Source organism: Eubacterium ventriosum, assembly GCF_025150745.1.
GTDB lineage: Bacteria > Bacillota > Clostridia > Lachnospirales > Lachnospiraceae > Eubacterium_G > Eubacterium_G ventriosum.
Genome location: NZ_CP102282.1, coordinates 869,067 through 892,205, shown reverse-complemented (window position 1 = coordinate 892,205; position 23,139 = coordinate 869,067). Strand labels below are relative to the sequence as shown.

The 23,139-nt window shown below is 35.3% G+C and carries 11 protein-coding genes; 2 read left to right on the top strand and 9 right to left on the bottom strand.

Annotation, left to right across the window (positions count from 1 at the left end):
* Positions 1-179: 179 nt before the first annotated feature.
* The gene (locus NQ558_RS04010; protein ID WP_005363327.1) at positions 180-3,032 is read right to left on the bottom strand and encodes a glycoside hydrolase family 2; all 2,853 of its coding nucleotides are present in this window, start codon (positions 3,030-3,032) and stop codon (positions 180-182) included.
* Positions 3,033-3,059: 27 nt separating this feature from the next.
* A complete protein-coding gene (locus NQ558_RS04005; protein WP_005363328.1) occupies positions 3,060-5,408 on the bottom strand; it encodes a TIM-barrel domain-containing protein in 2,349 nt (782 codons plus the stop codon).
* 302 nt (positions 5,409-5,710) lie between these two features.
* On the opposite strand from NQ558_RS04005, the gene NQ558_RS04000 reads away from it, so the two are divergent.
* Positions 5,711-6,610, top strand: a complete 900-nt coding sequence (locus NQ558_RS04000; RefSeq protein WP_040447204.1) for an AraC family transcriptional regulator — start codon at positions 5,711-5,713, stop codon at positions 6,608-6,610.
* 71 nt (positions 6,611-6,681) lie between these two features.
* Positions 6,682-9,825: a hypothetical protein gene (locus NQ558_RS03995; RefSeq protein WP_005363330.1), complete on the top strand. Its 3,144-nt coding sequence runs from the start codon at positions 6,682-6,684 to the stop codon at positions 9,823-9,825.
* Positions 9,826-9,875: 50 nt separating this feature from the next.
* On the opposite strand, the gene NQ558_RS03990 is transcribed toward NQ558_RS03995, so the two are convergent.
* The 7 genes from NQ558_RS03990 to NQ558_RS03960 all read right to left on the bottom strand — a co-directional run bounded on the left by NQ558_RS03990 (position 9,876) and on the right by NQ558_RS03960 (position 23,127).
* On the bottom strand, positions 9,876-10,118 hold the full coding sequence (locus tag NQ558_RS03990) for a glycoside hydrolase family 3 C-terminal domain-containing protein (RefSeq protein WP_040447206.1): 243 nt from the start codon (positions 10,116-10,118) through the stop codon (positions 9,876-9,878).
* 16 nt (positions 10,119-10,134) lie between these two features.
* Positions 10,135-10,308 carry a hypothetical protein gene (locus tag NQ558_RS03985; protein ID WP_005363332.1) on the bottom strand — a complete coding sequence of 58 codons (174 nt, stop codon included), beginning with the start codon at positions 10,306-10,308 and terminating at the stop codon, positions 10,135-10,137.
* A gap of 234 nt (positions 10,309-10,542) precedes the next feature.
* Positions 10,543-13,521 (bottom strand): TIM-barrel domain-containing protein, encoded by a 2,979-nt coding sequence (locus tag NQ558_RS03980; protein ID WP_005363333.1) that lies wholly within the window; start codon positions 13,519-13,521, stop codon positions 10,543-10,545.
* 32 nt (positions 13,522-13,553) lie between these two features.
* Positions 13,554-19,142: a TIM-barrel domain-containing protein gene (locus tag NQ558_RS03975; protein WP_005363334.1), complete on the bottom strand. Its 5,589-nt coding sequence runs from the start codon at positions 19,140-19,142 to the stop codon at positions 13,554-13,556.
* Positions 19,143-19,155: 13 nt separating this feature from the next.
* Positions 19,156-21,327 (bottom strand): glycoside hydrolase family 3 N-terminal domain-containing protein, encoded by a 2,172-nt coding sequence (locus NQ558_RS03970; protein WP_005363337.1) that lies wholly within the window; start codon positions 21,325-21,327, stop codon positions 19,156-19,158.
* A 25-nt stretch (positions 21,328-21,352) separates the two neighbouring features.
* Positions 21,353-22,231, bottom strand: coding sequence for a carbohydrate ABC transporter permease (locus NQ558_RS03965; protein ID WP_005363339.1), 879 nt, complete (start codon positions 22,229-22,231; stop codon positions 21,353-21,355).
* Complete coding sequence (locus tag NQ558_RS03960; RefSeq protein ID WP_005363340.1) at positions 22,231-23,127, bottom strand: carbohydrate ABC transporter permease; 897 nt, start codon at positions 23,125-23,127, stop codon at positions 22,231-22,233. Before NQ558_RS03960 ends, NQ558_RS03965 begins: the two co-directional genes overlap by 1 nt.
* Positions 23,128-23,139 lie beyond the last annotated feature (12 nt).

Sequence of the window (23,139 nt, the reverse complement as noted above, 5' to 3'; positions counted from 1 at the left end):
TATAAAATTAAAATGATATATTTTTTTGTTGGGTTTTATTGTTTTTTGGGACTTTTTTGTATTCTAACAACTTTCAAACATCGTTTTGAAATGAAAAAACCTGCATCAGCATTAGCTGATGCAGGTCATCTGTCAGGGTAATTTTTCATCCCCTTTCACTATAATATACTTTATTATTTTTACTCATAATGTTCATCAGGGCTTATCTCTACTTCAAAACATATCTGTTTATCATTTAACTGATACTTTTCAGCCAGAAATGGTCCACAGGCATTAGAACCTACACCTGAAACTTTATAGTCTACCCTTACATGTGTTTTTCCATCCTTAATTAATTCATCCGTATGCTGTGCTCTGGTTAACACTTCTGTACTATACTGAGAGACCTTACATTCAAATGTCTTTTCTGTTTCAAACTTTAAATTTCCTATTTTCAGCATCTTAACATCTATATGATTTCCATGTTCCTGTGGTCTCACATAATGAACATATTCTTTTTCTGCATTACTTTCATACATGCCAATCGTTGCATAATGGCACTCGTCGCAATATGTTTCACCTTCTCCACGTCCATAATATGTAAATGCTGCATTACTTTCGGGAATATCAAACTCAAAACCAAGTCTCGGCAAATATTTTGTTCTTTCATGAACGTTGCCTTCTAAAAGTATATCAATCCTACCATCCTTTGTAACATTAACTGACATCATATATTTAAAAAATGGTCTTCTCGCTACTCCAGCTAAGGCTCCTTTTACAATAATTCTTCCATCCTTGATTTCGCAATCATATATTTTAGAAAACTGTTTGTCTAAATTTTCACTTCTGCCATTTTGACGGTAACTCTCTAATCCGCCCCACTCTAACTGTGCATTACAGTCATTATCCGTAGGTGCCCGCCATGCTGTAAGTCTCATTGGTCCTGCCAATTGCTCTTTTCCATTGATTTTCATACTCGTAAATGTTCCATAATGTCTGGAAAATACATATCGAAAATGTTCCCCGGTTATAACCACATTTTCTCCTTCATACACTGCCTGTACCGCTGCTTCATCACTTTTCTGTCTTGCCGGGGTATCTGCTAACTTATGATGTGTGACAGCATACTCCTTCCCATCTTTGTATAATCTGCAGTTTAAATACAATCCATATTGATATTCTACCTTTGGCACATCTATGTTTAATTTCAGGCTCTCATGTGGTTCTATCGCCAGTTTCATCGTTCTGAATACAATCGTTTCCCCATCTGCCTGTATTTCATATGTAAATTCACAATCTTCCATATTTGTAAAATCATATCTGTTTGTTACTGTAAGCACGCCATTCTCATACTGCGTCACCATTGGCTGATATGCTGTTTTTACTTCTAAGGAACCACTTCTAATACTTCTATCAGAAAAAACCATACCGTCACAGCAGAAATTACTGTCATGTGTTTTTTCATTTTGAAAATCTCCACCGTATCTCTGTACTCCCTTTTCATCCAAAACAACATGATCTGCCCATTCCCATACACATCCTCCTATCATTTGTGGCGTTGCATGAATCAGTTCATTATAATCATATATATCCCCCGGTCCATTTCCCATAGCGTGGCAATATTCACAGAAAAAATATGGCTGTTTGCTTCCTGTTTTAAAAAACGCTTCTACTTCTTCGAGAGAATGATACATTGTAGAATGTACATCTACATAATCACTTTCTCCTAATCTGCTGGCATCTTCACTATGTATTAAACGACAATCCTTCTGCGTTCTAATGAAGCGGACCATCTCTTTCATGTTTTCTCCAAAAGCACTTTCATTTCCTAATGACCACATAATAACGCTGGTATGGTTCTTATCCCGCATAACAGTTCTTTGCATACGCTCAACCATCTCTTTCTTCCATTCGGCTCTCTGACATGGCCATTCTCCTGTCTCTATATCATATCGGTCCTCTTCATTAGGATTTCTCATACGAAATCCATGCGTTTCCATATCATTTTCCAGAATAACATAAAATCCCATTTCATCACACAGTTCAATCATATGCGGTGTCGGTGGATAATGTGAGGTACGAATACAGTTAATATTCAATTCTTTCATTAATCTTAAATCTTTCACCAGTGCTTCCGGGGTCTGATACCAGCCCGTTTTTGGATCTGTATCATGATGATTTACCCCATGTAGTTTTACAGGCACACCATTAATCAAAAGTTCTGACTTTTCCGAAATAGCAATACTTCTCATTCCTGTTTTCTGGACAATTTCTTCTCCGTTTCGCTTAATTTTGATTGTGTACAAATATGGTTTTTCCGCATTCCACAATATAGGATTCTCTATCTTCCATTCTACATTGCATGCATTCCTCTCCAACTGAAGAACATTTTCTTCTGCATCTAATAATGCAATATCTGCTTCTTTTCCCACATCTACTGAAATCTTCTCCGCATCTGATAAAATCCTCACATCTTCTATATGATCTTTCGGACGCTGTAGAATATAGCAATCCCTGAAAATACCATTATATCTTAGAAAATCCTGATCTTCCAAATAACTTCCGCAACACCATTTTAAAACTCTTACCTGAATCGTATTCGTTCCCTTAGTCACAAACTTCGTAATGTCAAACTCTGCCTGTAAATGACTTCCTTGTGTAAATCCTACATATTCTTTATTAACATATATATACGCACAGGAAGAAACACCTTCCAACACAAAATAAATCTTTCCCCATACTTTCTTTATATCAAACTCTCTCTGATATACTCCACATGGATTATCATCCGGAACATAAGGTGGATCTACAGGATATGGATAATTAATATTGGTATAATTTAAATCATCATATCCCTGTAACTGCCAGCAGGAAGGAACCATTATCTTGTCCCAGTCTGCAATTTCATCTTTGACATCAATGTCTCGTTTGTAATATTTAAAACTCCACTCTCCATTTAACATTTGAAGTTCCGATACTCCTTCAGGAATATAGTAACTCCTAGGATTCATTCTATTTTCGCTGGTTACCAACGGATTCTCGTAATTTCTCATTTTCCTCTCTCTTTCTAAGCTTGTTATTTATTTACAAGTAATTGTCAGTTTATTCCACCTATCGCTCTTTAATCTAAGTGCAGTCATCGTCTGATTTTCATATACAATAGAAAATTCCTCTTTCTTGCCATCAACCTCTATTTCATGCACGTTTCCATATATTAAGAGTTTATTAATGAAAATGTCTTTCAAAGAATAAATTGTAAATACTCTCTCATCTTCTTTTACAGACTTGAATACATATTTATCATCTTCCTCTGCATAATAACGATATTCATCATCCATATTCGGTGGTGTAATCACTATCACTTTTGTCTGATTCTGTTCTGAAAATGGGACCGCCCACTTCATTTTTTCATTCATAATAACAGGAAGTACAATTCCGGACTTTAAATATGCCGGACAATCTTTTAAAGATACCGGAACCTCTCTCTCACAACTTCCTAAAACTTCATTACCACTCCACAATTCATACCATGTTCCTTTCGGAAAACAGACTTTCTTTGTCTGTGCCTTTTCTTCCAGAACCGGTGCAACTAATATTGTATCGCAGAATAAATATTGTTCTCCATTGTTCAGATAATCTTTCTCTTCAGGAAACGCCAGAGCCATTGCTTTCATCATTGGTAATCCTCTATGATTTGATGAAATTGCCGCACTATAAAGCATTTCTATAAGGTTTTCCCGTAACCAATAATATTTCAAATATACTGTTTCCGCCTCTTTTCCAAAATCCCATGGGCAGCGTGTTTTTGTTCCATGACTCCGCATTAATGGCTGAAAAGCTGCAAACTCAACTCCTCTGATGTAAGTCTCTACATTCGGCTTACCTTCATAACCTGCCATATCTCCACCCCATACTGCGAATCCACATAAGCCGGCAGATAATCCTGCATTTAATTGTTGTTTTAATCCATACAGCTCTGCTGGCTGATTTCCCGAATAAACTGCTGCCCACTGCTGACTTCCTGCACACCCTTCCCGACAATAATATATATAATCGTCATCTATGATTTCCCGCGTTGCCTCACCATAAACCTTTGTGTACCAGTATGCCCCCCAATTATGCATCTCTTTTCCTGTAATACCATTGCAATACATATCGTCCTCTGTAATCTGTTCACTATATCCCAGCATTCCACCACGCATACCCTTAATAAAATAATCATTCTTTTGGTTTCTAATTAAAACTTTTGCATTGTGGTTAAAAAAATCAATACGTCCCCCTGATTCCTGTTTCGAACCTTCTTTTATTTTAATGATAGGATAGTCTTCCTCCTTAACGTTTGGCAGATATTTTCTATTCTGTTCTAACTCTGAATCCGGTGTACACCAGACAATCATACGAATTCCTTGTGCATTAAGTATTTCATAAGCAATCCTATTTTCTGCAATCCATCCTTCTCCATACATTGCAGAAAGATTTGTAATTCCTAATCTCCTATATCCATTCAACATTTCCTTTAATATCTTTAAGTATTTTTCCGGATTATTTTCCTTTTCCCAATTCTCCCCATACCATACCTGATTTCCTGCCCCCATAGTATAACGAAACGCCCATTTAGGTGGAAGAAACGGCTTTCCTGTCAATCTTGTATAAGAACGTAACCTTTTGTCTAAAGTTCCTGTCCAAATATATATATCAAATTCTGTTTCCCAAAACTCCCATATTCCTTTATACGGATTTGTATATCCCAAGTCGCTGACAGCCGGATAATAAGAAGCATAAAACAACGTATTGCCTCTGGAACTATGTAACAATGGAACATTTTTATAAGATTTCCACAATTCCAATCCATCACTATCAATATCATATTCACAATTCGTATTCCAAAGAAACTGTCGTTTCCCATTTTGGTTTATATCTGAAAATTTTTCTCCCATTCCTAAAAGCACATCATCTGGATCAATATCAAATTCCAAGCGGATTTTTACTAATTTATTTTCATAGAATCCAAAACGAACGCTGTCTTTTGTCAAACAATATTGAAGTACATTATAAATATCAAAAATTTTGATTGTCCACTCCGGACCATTTACTAAATGAAATTCTGTACCATCCATTGTCCTAAAAAGAATAATATCCTTGTCGTCACTTTCTATAAAATGAATTTCTTCTCTTTCTGTCGGATTAAAAAAACTACTCTCTGTTGTTGTAATTCGGATTCCTCCCAAACTTGGAGCCGATATGACAAAATCTATATTTTCATTTCCTAATTGATATGTAATCTTTAACCGGTCCTCGAACTTTACAATATCAACCAATTTTTCCAACATTCTCCATTCATCTACAATTGGTTCTGTTGGCGATGCTCCACTATTAAATTTACCAAATTCATTTTTTTCCACCTGATGGTACATTTTTTTCTTATCCATAAAATCCGTCCCTTCTATATTTGTTTACTTACTACTACTTACTACTGTTTATGTAATTTTATATTACTTTATTTTGACAATAAAGCATATGGATTTTTTACACTTCTTTTGATTGATATGGATTTATTTTTTATATTTCTTTTTAAATTTATCAAAAATATATTTTTACAGGACATATATAGAAATAATTCCATTATATGCAACAAAAAAATCCATATTTTTTTATCTACTGTCAATTAAATCCATTCTTTTTTTTAGTTGTTCTTGTTATAATAAAATTAATTTATTCGTGGAGGTATCTTATGTTATCTATTAATAGTTCATGTTATTCAAGTTCCGAAATAGATTTACCCAACTATGAATATCCCGTAATTGCCACCAGCTGTGGAAGGCATGTTTTGTATACCCATGATTCTTTCTGCGTAAATCAAAAAAAGCGACAGGATTATCAGTTACTATATGTAAAGCATGGCACCATTTACTACTATATTGACAAAAAACAATATTCAATTTCTGCAGGTGGAATTCTAATTTATAAACCAAGCGAATTACTGCATTATGAATTTTTCCTTAAAGATGCACCTGATATTTACTGGGTTCATTTTACCGGAGATAATGTTGACAATATTCTTGGAGAATTAAACCTTTCAACGAAACATGCATTTATGGGAACTATCTGTCCTGAATATGATACTATTTTTGATAAAATCATTAGTGAACTGCTAAACAGAAAACTTCATTTTATGGATATATCATCTATTCTAATGTTAGAATTATTGTACACAATTTCCAGAGATATCTGTACTATTACATATATTTCTTCCAAAAATGATTTGATTTTAGAAAAAGTATTAGAAATTTTCAATACTAATTATCCAAACAAAATCAGCATTACTTCTATTGCCAAAGAACTGAATTACAGTTCCAGCTGGCTTTCCAAAACGTTTACAAAACATTTTGGTCTTAGCCCTAAAGCCTATCTTACGAATTTAAGAATAGAAAAGGCAAAATCCATGCTGCTCTCAACAATGTCCATTAGACAAGTTGCTGAGCAGACAGGTTTTCCGGACCAGATGTATTTCAGCCGTGTCTTCACCAATGCGGAAGGAATCACACCTTCCCAATATAGGCAAAAACACCTGGATGCTTCTTTCGTATCAACCACAAAAAAAGATGGAACTATAATCAAACGCCGTGAGTAAATAAAAAATACCATGGCGTTTCATATAATAATTTTTAGAAAGGACATGCCTTTTAGGCAGATATATTTTTTATGAGTGATTACAGACTTGAAAACAATGAATTTATCATTGAAAATTACGATTCTAAAGCCCCCTTTACCAGTTTTCTTCCGGGACTTACCGGGGAAGATGGAATTCCTCTATGGAGTTTTTACGTAAACAGGGGACAATGCCTGACTAGTTTTGGTATTGAGAAAAAGGAAAATCCAATTATGGAATTTCAACCGGCGGTTATCGCCTATGAAAACACTTCATTAAAAGGTTTTCGAACATTCATACGCAAAAACGATGAATACTTCGAGCCTTTTTCTGTCAATTATGATGCAAAAGTTAAACGCACTATGCGAATTAAAGCAAATTCTTTTCGCATTATTGAAACCGACTACACGCATAACTTTAAAACAGAAATTACATACTTTATTCTACCCCATGAACCTTTTGGTGCTCTGGTCAGAAACGTAACTTTCACTAATCTTGGGGAAGAAGCTGACTTTGAAATCTTAGATGGTATGTCGCGCATTATTCCTTATGGTATTCCAGGAACAAAATTTACCACAATGGCAAATCTCATGCGTTCCTATAATACCGTAAGTAACTTAAAAAATGATGTTCCTTTATTTTTCTCCCGCATAGAAAGTGATGATGCCGCAGAAATGAAAGAAAATGTTGGCGGCTATTATTACATGTGTTTTGATAATAACGGAACTATATGCCCAATATATGACCCATGTGCCTTATTCGAAAATGAAACATCTCTTCAATTTCCAATAAATTTCATAATGCACGGTCTTAAATTTGTAGCTGGTTATTCACAACACTTTACAAACAAAATTTCATGTGCGTTTGCTCCGGTGGCGAAAAAGTTAAGTACTAACCAAAACTATACACTATCTACATTATGTGGTTTTGCACACAACGAAGATTTTATTAATCGTCTTATACCACACATTTTAGATAAAGAATATATTAATAAAAAATTAGTAGAAGCTGACCAATTAGCATTAAAATATACCAATGATATTGCAACAACAACCGGAAATCCTATTCTTGATGAATATTTCCGCCAAAGTTATTTAGATAACTTTTTGCGTGGTGGATATCCTATTGTTGTTTCCGGCAGTAATGATGATAAAGTACTTCACCTTTTCTCCCGAAAACATGGTGACCCTGAGAGAGATTATAATCAATTCTCTACTGCTGCCGAATTCTATTCTCAAGGTGATGGTAATTTTAGAGACGTTTTACAAAACAGACGATGTGATATTATTTTTCATCCAGAGATTAATGAATTTGACATCAGACAATTTTATTCATTAGTACAAATAGACGGCTATACACCTATGTACGTAAAAGCCTGCACCTTTTCTGTAATAAAAAAACACAAAGAGGACGTTTATAAATTTCTTGATGATACTGTATTACATGGAAAATCTAAAATAATTTCTGCACTTGAAGACAGATTCACGGCAGGCTCATTGGCAAATGTGATTCTTAGCAATAACATTTCAATCACTATTTCCATTGACGAGTTTCTCCATCGTATATTAGATTTTTGTCAGCAAAACTATGAATCATCTACAGAAAAAGTCGGAAACTACATTGACCAATGGGACTATTTATTAGATATGATATTATGTTATCAACGCATCTATCCAGAAAAGATAGAAGATTTAATATTCAAATCAAAGGTCTACAAATACTTCGATTCAGACCAAACAGTAAAACCCCGTAACGAAAAATATTTTTTCGACGGAAAAAAAGCAAGACAATTAGATGCTTTCTATGTAAATACAAAAAAATATGAATTAGGCTATAAAGCCGAGGATACGAACTGGCTGAAAACCAGTTCCGGTGAAATTTACTATACTAATTTAATAGAAAAGTTAATTGCCATTATTGTCAATAAAATCGCTCTACTTGATCCTTGCCAGATGGGTATTGAGATGGAAGCTAACCGTGCCGGCTGGAACGATGCCTGTAATGGTCTCCCTAGCCTCTTTGGCAGTGGTATGAGTGAAAATTTCGAAGTTGCACGTACTTGCCATTTTGTAAAAGATGTTTTAACAAAATATAGCAATCATACAATTACAGTTCCTGAAGAACTTTTTGAATTATATGCTAAAGTGAATGATTCCATTGCCACATGTAGTTCTGGTTTTGAGTTATGGGACGCTCTGGCTACAGCAAGAGAAACTTATCGTGACAAAACCTGTTACTCAATCAGTGGACAAACTGTCGCTATGGACATACCTGATTTCATCCATTCACTGGATATATATATAAATCTTTTATCTGATGGAGTAATAAAAGCAATGCAACTAGGCGACGGACTCTGTCCTACTTACTTTAGATATGTCGCTACTGATTATGAAATTATAAAAGAAAACCCAAATGGTTATCCAAATATTAAAGTAAACGCATTTCAACCACAAAAAGTTGTAGACTTTTTAGAGGGACCTGCGAAACAAATTCGAAACTGTACCAATCCTTCAGAAGCTTCTCATATCTTAGACCAAGTAAAAGCCTCTGAACTATACGATAAAAAACTAAAAATGTACAAAACAAGTGCTCCTACAATTACTGAGGGACTTGAGTTCGGCCGTATTGCTGTTTTTACTCCCGGATGGCAGGAAAATGAATCCATTTTTCTTCATATGGAATACAAATTCCTGTTTTCACTAATTGAAAGTGGAATCTATGAACGTTTTTATGAAGAATTGACAAATGTGTTTGTTCCATTCTGCAATCCGGAAATATATGGTCGTTCCATATTAGAAAATTGCTCATTCATTGTCTCCTCCGCTAATCCAGATGAAACTTTACACGGACGAAATTTTGTTTCCAGGCTATCAGGTTCTAACTCAGAAGTTTTATACATTTGGACAGACATGTTTCTTGGTAAACATCCTTTTATTTATAAAGATAATCGCTTAGGTTTATCTCTTCGTCCAAAACTGTGCGGTGACTTGTTTGATCAAAATAATCGTATCACATATAATTTTTTATCAACTAACAAGGTTATCCTGCATAACCCTTTCAGAAAAAATACCTGGAATGCTCAAATCGAGAAAATTATTATTGATGGCGAAGAGTATTTCGGAGATACTGTATGGGGAGATGATGCTATAAAAGTACGTGATAAAAGAAATTCTGTTATTGATATCTATTATCAATAACCCTTCTAAATCATGACCACCCGTCAGGGTGGTCATGATTTATTTATTTTCTATTTCTTCTTTAACTTCTTAAACTGCATATACTTTACTTTGATGCCTGCAAGGACATCTTCTAAATTCTCTGCGATGGTATCCGGAAGTTTTCCACTTGGTGTTTCTTTGCCGGAAAGAACATCTACAACTGCATTGCCGCCTTCCATTCCACCGGACCAGACATATGCAACTGCCTTAATCTTTCCATTGAACCGCGAATCATTCATCCACTTCATATCAATAATATTAGAAACATTCAAAACAACAACTACATCCTCAAATTCTTCTGTAATATTCTAATTGTGGTCTGCCAAACACTGAAATTTTATCTTCTTTTGTAAATGGAAGTACACCATTCTCATTCTTTAATAATACGATACCTTCCACTGCTGCCTCACGGCTCTTTTCTGCAAATCCCTCTACTGGAATCCCTCTTAAACTATCGCTCATTATTACTATCCTCCAAAGTATATTGTTTCTTACTTATTTTAAATTATCTCTCTTATAAAATTAAAATGATATATTTTTTGGGGTTGGGTTTTATTATTTTTTGGACTTTTTTGTATTCTAACAACTTTCAGACATCATTTTAAATCATGACGACCCATAAAACAAAAAGACAAAAACCATCTAAAAAGTTTTTGTCTTTTTGTTATGTTAAAAATCTTCTAAAAACTCATTACCTCATTGTGTAACTACCTGAATTACTTTTATTTCAGTTCCTGAATGTTTCACATATGTCCTGCCATCCTGCACTACATATCCCTCATTTTCAGAAATAATGTCTGCTTTCTTCCCGATTATTTGACCATTAACAGATACTTCTTTTGCTTCGGCTAAAATTACTGCCACTTCAAAATCATTCTCTCCTGTAATCTCAACAGTAAACTTTTGATCCGTAATCCGCTTGCTAATCATGACTAATTTTGTGTTCTCATCTTTATATATCTGACTTGAGCGCTCTATTTCGGGTGGTGCAATCAATATACCTTTATATCTGTTTTCCAGCATATCCTCCATCAATTTTAGAGAAGCCCCTAAAGTTACAGGTATCACCGCTCCATCTCTTAAATATGCCGGAGAATAATCAAGTGGTGCAGCAACTTTCTGATATCCTTCTCCCTCAATTACTTCATCATTAAAGAGTGAATACCACCGTCCTGCAGGAAAATAAACATTCTTCGTATCCGCCTTTTCAAATACAGATGCAAACAAAATGTTGTCACAAAATACATATTGTTCTTCATTTCCTGCAGCTTCTTTACATTCTGGAAAAGCCAGAGCCATTGCCTGTGTCATTGGAATACCTGTTTTATGAGAATAAATGGCATAACTATAAATCATATCAAGAAGATTTTCTCTTAACCAATAGAATTTCTTAAACACTTCCTGAACCTTTTCACCATAATCCCAAGGAAGTTTCGTTGCATCCCCTCCGGTACGCATAATTGGCATAAATGTGCAAAACTGATACGCTCTTATATATACTTCATCCTCCGGTTTTTCTGAAAGACCTCCCATGTCGGTTCCCCAAATAGAAAAACCACTCGCCGACAAACTTAATCCACCTACTATCTGTTGTTTTAATCCGTCAAAGCTATTCATCTGGTCTCCTGTCCATGTACAATTCCATTTTTGAGAACCAGCACAAGCACCGCGCATGTAACATAGATAATCCCCACCTGTCATTTCTGTATACAAGTCATGATATGCCTTTGCATACCACCATACCCAGAAATTGTGCATTCGATTTCCCATCAATCCATTGTCAAACTTTGTATCTATAGGAACTAACTCGGTAAAATCTACCATTCCACCACGCAGTCCCCACCTGATTCTTTCTCCATGAATTTTCTTTAAAACAGAAAGAGCATCTTTATGCGTAAAATCGCCAAAATAGTGTACCTCATCCGGATTATATATATTTTTTACCATCGGCATTTCTTTATAATCCTTATCCGGATAATTTTTATGCATAAATTCCGGCCAGAAATCGCCACAATTCCACTGCATTACCTTAATATCTTTTTCGTTGCACATATCATAGCATACTTTATCATCAGCACCTCCGCCTTCCATATAAATAACAGACGGTAATGTTCCCATCTCGCTGAACTTTTCAATCATCGTTCTCGTAATTTCTCTTGGATATTCCTTCCCTCTATTCTGACCTAGTCCCCAAAAGCCATTAGAACCGCCTGCCTGATAACGAAACGCCCACTTTGGTGGTAATACAGGCTTTCCTGTCAAATCAGTATACTTCACCATATTTTCTACTGGTGTTCCTGTCCATACATAAAAATCTACTCTGCTGTCATCAAAAGAAATTCTCGTTCTTGTTTTGTCCGTATATCCAAAATCACCTTCCCCATAACAAGTAGTATTGAAAAAATATGTAATCCCCTTGTTGCTGTTAACTACCGGAACATTTTTGTAACTTCTCCACAATTCATGTGTATCAAGAGATGTATATCCCTGATAACACATATCTGTATTCCAAAAACACATTCTCAATCCGTGTTGATTGAAATGATTATATCTCTCTCCTGTGCCAAAAATAATTTCATCACTATTCAATGGCAACTCAAGAGAATATTGACGTGTAACAAATCGGTCGTCAGAACGTGATAAATTCCATTTGTTAATTGTATGTATCAGTTGATTTTGAGCATTATATATCTCTAACCCCCAATAACCTGTCTTGCATATTATTTTTACTTTTGTTCCATCAGTTCCTATCAATTCATTATTAAAGTCTGCTTTATCAATTGCAAGTGAGTACTCCGGTTCAAATATAGCAGTATCTCCTACATAAGATGCATCTGCATTTTTGGGTGCTTCAGAAGATATTCTGATTCCACCTACATTAGGACACGAAATAAACAAGGAGCGTTCCTTTTGATCCCACTCTGGTGACTTCGTCTTAATCTCGAAACTGTCTTTATGTAAAATGGTTTCATAAACGTCATCATACTGTTTCCACTCTGTAAATAGTTGTAATGGATATGGACCAAAAGAATATGTCCTAAACGGATCTTCGAATTCTTTTGAAGCCGGAGCATTCTCTTCTATGGACTCAGCAAAGAATAAGTCAAATTCTAATTCAAAAGTTTCCATTTTATCCTCAAAAAACATAATTGGTATATTAGAAATAAAACTTCCTGAACCATTAAAAATTCGCTTATATACATCCTTCCCCTTTTCATAAAAACTTGAAATAGGCATCTCAAATCCCTCATTTTGGCAATTTGTAAAGTATGTACAACTATTTGGCTCTTCTTTTTTTAGATTTATTCTTAAATTTCTTATCTCTGTACTTGTATATCCTGTACCTATGCCTACATAGCCACCTTTATAATTTTCGGGTAGAGGATAAACAATCTGTCTTTCTCCATCAACCCATACAATATAACCATCTTCTCCTACCGTTAATTTGATTTTATGTGCTACTAATGGATTAAAAGCATATTTATCTGCTACCCAATCACTTTCCACACTATTTGAACTACAATAATAATTACTTTCTAATTCTCTTGTTTTTGGATTAATATGATATCCAAGCCCCATCATAACATTACTGTTTTTTTTGCAATAATTTATTGGCTCATTTTTTGTCTCATTTCCAAATGTAATCCAAATATACTGTTCTGTTCTATTATTCATAAATTATCCGCCCTTCCAAACCAAGTCTTCTTCTACCTGATTCTGACTTTTTTTATTTTAGACCATCGCCCATAAATTTTTATTTTACCAACATTCCTATATGCTCTTGCCTTCACGTAAAGTCTTTTTTTATTTTTTAATTTCTTTGATTTAAACACTTTTCTAAAAGATTTTATGTTCTTGGTAATCAATGCTTTTTTATTTTTCTTCGCCCTTTTCTTCGAAGTATAAATTCTAATTTGATAACCATTTGCTCCACTTACTTTTAACAGATAAATTTTCACTTTTTTAGAGTGTTTTTTCTTTATATTTATTTTTTTAATCTTCACTCTGCCAGGCCTCTTTGTTTCTATTTGATTAAGATAACCCGTTGTACTTTCATGAATTTTATAAGTTGTTGGTATTTCAGTAGTAATATCTACTTTCGTGGTCTCAGTTGTCATATCCTTTGTTGACTCTGAAACCTTTGTTGATGTTACTGTTTCATTTGTCGTTGTCGGAACCTCTTTTGTCGTAGGTATTTCTGATGTAGTTTCCTCTTCTAATGCTTCTCCAGTGATTTTAAAATTCCGAAACTGCGTTCCTTCATTATTCGAAGCAATGTAAACATATCCACCATCATACCATCCACTATATCTTATAGCATCTTTTTCCCATGGTGTTTCCCATTTCCCATTTACATCAACATAAAAATTAATAAATCCATTCTTTACTTCCAGTTTTGCTTTCATCCAACTGGTTTTCCACTCACAATTAGCTATTTCAGCTCTCCAGATAGAATCACTCGTATTATACGTCGTCTGTTTTCTTCCGTTATAGTCAAAAGTTCCTGCAATCCGTACACTGTTATTTCCATCTGTGGCAAACACTGTTCCTGTACTATCACCATACCATGTGGTGGCACTGCCGCTATCGTTTATCTCACCATCAAACCCAATCCATGCTCCACCGATACTTTCATTCGGATTTCTATATTCCACTTCTAATGTAAAATCTTTGTATCTGGAAACATCATAATAAAGCATAGACATATCCGGCCAGCAATTCCCCACATATGGTCCTGTTTCTGTCGTTGTTCCTCTCGCCTTTCTGGTAATAACACCATCACTGGTACAACTCCAGTAAGTATTAATATTCGTTTTTGTGCTAGGATATCTTTGACAATGCGGACTATAATATGCTGTAAAATCTTTTAAATCCGATTCCGTTACTTCTTTTATCGGCGTTCCTGTTATCTGAAGGTTTCTAAATTTCGTTCCACCATTATTTGCTACTAAAAAAATATATCCACCATCATACCAGTCACCATAGGAAAACGTTTCTTCATTCCAAAGTGATTTCCACTCATTATCTACTTGAATAAAAAACTTGATTTTCCCTTCTTTCACCTCTATCTTGACTGTATTCCACAAAGAATTAAATTTTCCATCTTCCAGATAACCTGTCCATTTAATGTCATTTGCATTTGGTAATTCATAAGTTTCTCCATCTACATCAAATGTTCCGGTTAAATGATAAACATTTCCTTCCGAAGTATTAATCATTGTATTTCCGGAATGATTGTACCAGCTTTCACCTTTTTCACCATCAAATCCAATCCATGCTCCACCATTATCAGCCACAGGATTATAGTAATCTACTGTCATGGTAAAATCTTTATACTTTCCAATATCATAATATAATATTGCCATTTCCGGATAAGGATTTCCTTTATTTTCATTTCCTAATTTTTCACCTGATTCTTTTATATCTTTTCTTGTTAATACTCCATCTGTATCTGCAGTCCAATATTTATATATTTCAGCATATTCGGGATTTTTCTTATCTACACCACTTGTATAATACGAATCAAACTGGTTCATTATCTCGTTTTTTTCTGCTGCCACAGTTTCATCCACTGAAAGATCCCTATCACTTATTTTAATATTCCGAAACTGCGTTCCTTCATTATTCGATGCGATATATACATATCCTCCATCGTACCAGTCTCCGTAAGTAAATGGCATATCAAAAGTATCATTTTTCCATGATTGTATCCATTTGCCATTAACTTTCACATAGCAGTTTATATGTCCACTTTTTACTTCCAGTTTAATAGCATTCCATCCTGTTCCCCAGTCTGCATCCATTACCCAGTCTGTCCAGACTTTTGAATCTTCTTCACCTGTAGAATGCTTATTTCCACCATATGCTTCAAAATTTCCTGCCAGTTTTACTTCACTAGACCCCGCTGTTCCAAAAATTGTTCCTGCATTACTGCTTTTCCATGTCGTAGCGACTCCGTTATCTATCTTTCCCCCAAAACCAACATAGGCCCCTCCCATACCGGCTACAGGATTTCTATACTCTAATTCCAAAACAAAATCCTTATAAATATTTGCATTGTAATAAAGCATTGCCATGTTAGAGGCCGGGTCACCATTATATAAAGCTCCATCAGTTCCCTTAGCTTTTCTTGTAATTATTCCCTCTGTATTCTCACTCCAATAATCTGTAGTTTTTACTTTTTTAGAAGTAGTTGCGTTACTACTATAAAAACCGTCAAAGGATGCCAAAATACTGTCATTTTCATCCGATGGAACATAATCTTCCCATACTAAAAATATGGTTGTATCTCCAATCACCTTGTACACATCACCCGGATTATAAACCTTTCCATTAATTAGGTACCATTTGAACTGTTTCCCCTGTGGGGCTGTAAAGCGATTTTTTGATGGTAATGTATACTGAGAATTATTAAGCACCACTGTTTTCTCTTCGATTTTGGTTGCTCCCCCCTTTAAATTATAAGTTATACAGCAATTACTGTTATTTCCATATGCCTCTATTTCATAAATTTCCGGTGCACTTTCTGTACCTGCTTCTATATCATACAACTTGACATACTTTACATTCTTATTTTCAATGCTGCAATTTGTTATACCGCCATAACCATTTGCTTCATCTTTGATTACAGTCCAATCATTTCCGTTCTCTGAAACTGCTACTTTAAATTTTTTTGCGTATTTATCTGTCCACTTCACTAAAATTTCATTCATATTAGATGTCTTAGACAATTCAAATACATATTCTTTTTCAGATAATGATAATGCCGTGTTGAAATCTCCATCAGCTGTAACTTTCATATTGTCTGTTAAAATGTTATCTTTCATCAGATTCACACTATCAACATCTGCATTTTCTATCTCTACGCTGCTCCAATCATTTGTTCCTATATTAATAATAGTCTCCCTATTATCATTACTGTAATATCCAATTTCTCCGTCTCCTGTTGGTCTGTTTGTCAATTTTTTCAGACTTTTCCCATCAACAACTACACTTCCTGCGGCTGTTCCCTTCAAAATCAGTGCCGTAGTATCATTTCCAGTTTCTGCCGAAATAACAAATCCATTGTTCCCATTTTTCATATTCTTGTAAGAAATACTAGTGTTTTCATCTCTATAATATGTTGTTGTTCTGTCATTATCAGGCTTTGTCACCAACAAGGCTTCTGTCTTTTTTACATCCTGCATGCTGTCTGTTAAATTCAGGCTGTTTGCCACAGTCACCGGGATAATTGCTCCTGCCCTGAGATATATTGGGGATTTATCAATTGGGGATTCTACTGTTTTCTCTCCACAACCACTTATTTTTTCACCTGTCCATAAACTGTACCAGTTTCCTTGTGGGAACATTACATTATAAAGATATGCATTTTCCTTTAAAACCGGTGTTACCAAAAAGTCATCGCAGAACAAGTATGTTTCATATACATTTCCCAAAGACTGTTCATCTGAATATTCCATTGTTAATGGTGTAACGATTGTGCTCCCTGTTTTATGTGCAGCAATCGCTGTACTATATATTTTATTCAATATATTTTCTCTCAGCCAATAATGTGTCTTATATGTACTTTCTCCTAAAGCTCCATAATCCCAAGGAAATCGGGATGTTGTTCCATGCGTCCTCATTAATGGCTGGAAGGTTGAAAACTGCATACTTCTGGCAAACACCTGTGTTGTTGGTCCGTCTCCTGCTGCTCCACCGGACAAACCGCCAATATCGCCACCCCATGTTGTTAATCCACTAGCGCTTGCACTAATTCCACCTGCCAGCTGCCTTCTGAGCCCCTCCATTGAAGTCTGCTGATCTCCTGTAAAAAATGCAGTATACGCTTGTGAACCTGCAGCGGCACTTCGTGAATGAAGTACAAAATCTCCATTTCCCATAAGTTGTGACATAGCCTCACAATATCTTCTGGAATACCAATATGCAAATTCATTATGCATTACTGCTCCATCTTTATCTACTCCCGGAAAATAAGCATATGGCTGAATTAGTTCTCCAAAATCTACTAATCCTCCCTTAGCTCCCCATTGAACTTCGCTGCTTAAGCGCCCTATCAATGCTGTTGTAGAAGTATTCTGTGTAAAATCTATAAAGTCACCACAACTAGCTGTTTTGTCCCATATATATCTTATATATGGCAATTCATCTTCTCTCATCCCTGAAAGATAACTCTTCATTTCTTTCGGTGTCATATTGGGGGAATTCCATTTCAATACTCTAATTCCTGCACTCTTATACAAATCGTATACACTCTGAGTCTCTTTACTGGCTGATTCTAAATATACTGATGCTATATTTGGAGTTCCCATTCTCTTATACCCATTAATAGCATCTACTGAATTTCCATATACTCCTTTACCACTATTCCAAAACCCAATACTCCCCCCTGCACTATACTCATATGCCCATTTAGGAAGAAGGATAGATTTTCCCGTCAATTCTGTATATGCTTTCAGATTTTCTTTTGGTGCATCTGTCCAAAGATAAAAATCAAATTCTGCTCCCTTAAACTCTGCACATATCCTACTCGCCTCTGAATAACCGATATCAAATGTTCCCGCATAATATGTATTAAAAAATAATGTATATCCCTTAGAACTATGAAGCAATGGTATATTCTTGTAACCTCTCCACAATTCTGCGTTTAAAGTATCATCTCCATGATAACTGGCATCCAAATTCCACATCTTAAGACGCTTTCCTACCTGACTTAATTCATTAAATCTCTCCCCTGAACCATAAATTTCTTCTTTGTTTCTGTCTAACGGAAGCTTCAGATTATATTTTATCAGTTCTCCTGCATCATTAAATGCAAATTCCATTTGCGTAGAATCTATTCCCAAAATACGCTCTCCTGAGCCATTGTAAATATGTATTTTGAATGCATCTTCTTTTTTTTGGAATACTACCTTTGTCTCATTATTTCCCTTCATGGTAATATCACCGGATTTTGAAATAGTATACGAAATTTTGTAATTCTCTGCTGCTTCAAAACTGCCTTTTTTTTCGCCATGTATTCTAACTCCTCCAATTTTAGGAAAAGATATAGACAATGGTACTATATAATCAGGTGTTTTTATTGTAAAACAGAATTCTCTGTCTTTCTGTTCATATCCCAGAAGTTTATTCGGTGTATTATAAATTCCCTCCATTGATGGAAACTCCGGACTATATCCACTATCAAAAGGATCCTGATCACTCGGTACTGCTGTATACCCATACGAAATTATTGGTGTGTGAAATGACATAATAACAATCAACAATATTAATACTATCTTTTCGACTCTTTTCATATGCGATATCTCCTTATAAGCTTATTCTCGCCCAACTTCCACACCCACTATCATGTGCCATCCATACATCAAACTCACTTTCGTCCACAATATAATTCATTCTTGTATCATAATAACCTAAATCTTCTCTATTAACGCATAAAGATACTTTCCTGCTTTCACCTGATTTCAATGTAACTTTTTTGTATCCTTTCAATTCTCTCACAGGTCGTACTCTTGTGGCCTTTCTTCTATGGATATAAAGTTGCACTGTCTCTGTGCCATCATATTCTCCAATGTTTTTTATCTCTACAGTTGCTTTAAATCCTTCTTGTGTTTTTTCTAATTCTAAGTCGCCATATTCAAATTCTGAATATCCCAAACCATATCCAAATGGGAATAATGGTTTTTGTGGCGTATCCATGTATTTGTTTGTCCAGAAATAATCCCCTGCCGGTCTTCCGGTATTTGGATGATTATAATAAATCGGATATTCCCCTGATTTATGAGGAAAAGTCATTGTCAGCCTTGCACTTGGATTATAATCTCCAAATAATACATCTGCCACAGCGTTTCCCGCCTCACTCCCTAAATGCCATGCCTCAACCAATGCATCTGACATTTCAACAATCTCCGGGATTGCAAGGGGTCTTCCGTTGAATAATACTGTCACAATAGGTTTTTCTAATTTTTTTAGTTCTGACAGCATTTCTAACTGCTGTCCCTGAATAGTAATATCTGCCAGGGATTCTGCCTCCCCACTGTTCAAATGTTCAATCGTTGCAATAATTACATCTGCATCTTTGACTGTTTTCATCATTTCTTCTTTATCAAATGGCAGTTTTTCTCCACATACTTTCCCATATTGATAATCATATCCCTCTTTTTTCAATGCATCTACAAGAGTAACTGCATTTTCCCATTCTCCTGTAAATGACCAGCATCCATACATCTGCTCTTTATCTGAAGCTGCTGAACCTACAACCGCTATTTTTAATTTCTTTGATAATGGAAGAAGCTTATTGTCATTTTTTAATAAAACAATAGATTTTCTTGCCGCATCTCTGGCGATACCTCTATGTTCATCACATAAAAGACATTCTTTTTTAGTTACATCTGCATACGGTTTTTCAAATAAACCTACTTTGAATTTTAGCCTCAATATATTTCTAACTGCCTCATCAACATATTTTTCTTCTACTTTCCCATCTAGCACCATTTGTTCTAAAAGAGTTTCATACAAATCCGAACCTAAATCCATTTCGGTCCCCGCCTCAATAGACTGTTTTACAGCATCTTCAGTATCTAATGCTGTTCCATGGTTCACACATTCCTTAATCGCATTGGCATCACTGATTACCACACCCTTAAATCCTAAATTTTTTCGTAGCAGATCCTGTATCAACCATTCATTTGTCGTACATGGAACTCCGGATAAGTCGTTAAACGCCATCATAACTGATGCACATCCTTCTTTAACTGCAGCTTCATATGGTGGATAATATGTCTCAAAAAACTTTGGCATGCTCATATCTACCGTATCATAATCACATCCTCCTTCCACAGCTCCATAGGCTGCAAAATGTTTCACACAAGCTGCGATTCTATCTTCCTCTGTTAAATCCTTTCCCTGAAATCCTCTTACCTTTGCTCTTGAGAAACGTGACGCAAGATATGTATCCTCTCCCGCACCTTCAGCAACACGTCCCCAACGGGAATCTCTCGCCACATCCACCATAGGTGCATATGTCCAGTTCACCCCTCCTGCTGCGGATTCTTTTGCTGCTACTCTTGCCGTCTCTTCAAAAAGTTCATCGTCAAAACTACATGACTCCGCCAATGGTATTGGAAACATTGTCTTAAATCCATGAATAACATCCAAACCAAAGATTAAAGGTATTCCCAACCGGCTCTCCTCCACCGCAATTTTTTGATAATGGTTCGCTGTTTCTGCATCCATGACACTAATAAAAGAGCCTATTTCGCCTTTTCTTATTTCGTCTTCATGATTACTCAACATCTTGTGATTAATAATTGCATCATATGTCTTCTCATCCATATCACCGCTTTTATATAATTTAAAAGCTTCCTCCTCAGGTATTTCAAATCCCCCTACCTTCGAAGGTGCTACCTGATGCAACTGTCCCACCTTTTCATGTAATGTCATCTTTGACAAAAGCTCTTCTATTCTTTCTTCAATATTCATAAATCTATTTTCCCTTTCTTTGTGCCTACTCACCAGTAATTCCTGTTGATTCTATACTTTCTACAAACTGTCTCTGAAAAATCAAATACATCACTAAAAGTGGTAATATTGACAAGAGTGTTCCTGCTAATGATACGGACTCACTAATAGAACCTGCTGCCTCTTTTCCATACAAAGCCTCATACTGTAATGTAAAACTCTGCAGTTTCAATGGCAGTGTCTGTATCTTTCCCCCCCATAATGTATTGCTCAAATATGTTTCATTCCAATAAAATACAAAGGAAAACAACATACTCAGAATAATTGCTCCTTTTGCCATTGGAAGTGACACCTTTAAAAATATCTTCCATTTTCCTGCTCCATCTATCTCAGCTGCTTCGTCCAAGACCACCGGATAGGAAACAAAGTAACTATAATAAACAAATATGAATATTGCACTATTAAGTCCCTGACCAAACAAGGCTGGCAAAAACTGTGCCCAAATAGTATCTGTTAAATGATATGTATCAAACAACACATAACGTGGTACAAGCATAACCTGTGTCGGCAATAAAAATGTTATCAATATCAATACTAATATTACTTTTTTAAATGGTATATGAAACCTCGCCAATCCATAGGCAACAACAGCTGTTACGGCTGTCTGAAGAACCGCCGGAATCAAACTCATCAGCATAGACATTCCAAAACTTTTAAAAAAATCCAATGTTTCAAATGCAGTACTAAAATTATCAAAACATAATTCTGTAGGTATCCAAGTCACGCTGGGATCTGTCAAATCTCCTGCTGACAGAAAACTGTTTACTATCATGTATAAAACCGGATACAAATACACGAATCCAATTCCTGCCAATATAAAATATACAAATATTTTTGATACTGGTATCTTTCTTTTTTTCTTCATTATGTATTCTCCTTTTTACTGATAAACCAAAACAACAGTCCTACCACTGCCAGTATTAAAAGTACCAATAAGAAATATATCCACGACATGGCAGCTGATAAACTATACATCATAGATGTATTAAACATACTATTTGATATTTCCTGATTGATTGCCTGTTCTGAATAGTTAGCTATTGTAACTACTGTATATATTCCATTAATTAAAATAATCGGTCCCATATGTGGCAATGTTATTTTCCAAAATTTTTCCCATGCTCCGGCACCATCAATTTCAGCTGCTTCATAAAGACTGGTTGATACCTTTTGGAGACCTGCTAAATAAATCAAAATCTGTACTCCTGAAAACCAGAGTATTAGTACCAGATTATCCAACACAAACACACATGGCTTACTAATCACACCTGGAAGGCTCTGTAGAAAAAGCATTATTTGGGAACCTTCTTCCGTAAAATTCACTGTATATCCCGTAAGAAGTTTACTTATAACCGGACCACTCATAATAATTACCGGCATAAAAAATATTGCTCTGAAAAATACTCTTCCACGAAATTTATTATTAAGCATCACCGCTACTATCAATGCAAACACCAATATAACCGGCGTCGCACAACATATCATCATTGCCGAAGAGGACAGATTTAATTTGAAACTTGTGCTTACATTCCACGCATGATTATAATATTCAAGACCTGCCCATTTTAAATTTATCTTTCCCGGAGTAATGGATACTGCATTAAAACTATATAAAATACTGTTAATAAAAGGAATCAACGTAAACACAGCAAATCCAATCAGCCATGGTGAAACAAATAATATTCCTTTTATGGTATTTGTTAATTTTGTTTTTTTATATTTTCCGTTTTTTGATACCTTACCCTTTGGTTTGATTACCATGTTTTTCTCCTA

Coding starts and splice junctions, on each gene's coding strand:
- NQ558_RS04010 (WP_005363327.1), bottom strand. CDS start 3,032: ATGAGAAATTACGAGAATCCGTTGGTAACCAGCGAAAATAGAATGAAT.
- NQ558_RS04005 (WP_005363328.1), bottom strand. CDS start 5,408: ATGGATAAGAAAAAAATGTACCATCAGGTGGAAAAAAATGAATTTGGT.
- NQ558_RS04000 (WP_040447204.1), top strand. CDS start 5,711: ATGTTATCTATTAATAGTTCATGTTATTCAAGTTCCGAAATAGATTTA.
- NQ558_RS03995 (WP_005363330.1), top strand. CDS start 6,682: ATGAGTGATTACAGACTTGAAAACAATGAATTTATCATTGAAAATTAC.
- NQ558_RS03985 (WP_005363332.1), bottom strand. CDS start 10,308: ATGAGCGATAGTTTAAGAGGGATTCCAGTAGAGGGATTTGCAGAAAAG.
- NQ558_RS03980 (WP_005363333.1), bottom strand. CDS start 13,521: ATGAATAATAGAACAGAACAGTATATTTGGATTACATTTGGAAATGAG.
- NQ558_RS03975 (WP_005363334.1), bottom strand. CDS start 19,142: ATGAAAAGAGTCGAAAAGATAGTATTAATATTGTTGATTGTTATTATG.
- NQ558_RS03970 (WP_005363337.1), bottom strand. CDS start 21,327: ATGAATATTGAAGAAAGAATAGAAGAGCTTTTGTCAAAGATGACATTA.
- NQ558_RS03965 (WP_005363339.1), bottom strand. CDS start 22,231: ATGAAGAAAAAAAGAAAGATACCAGTATCAAAAATATTTGTATATTTT.
- NQ558_RS03960 (WP_005363340.1), bottom strand. CDS start 23,127: ATGGTAATCAAACCAAAGGGTAAGGTATCAAAAAACGGAAAATATAAA.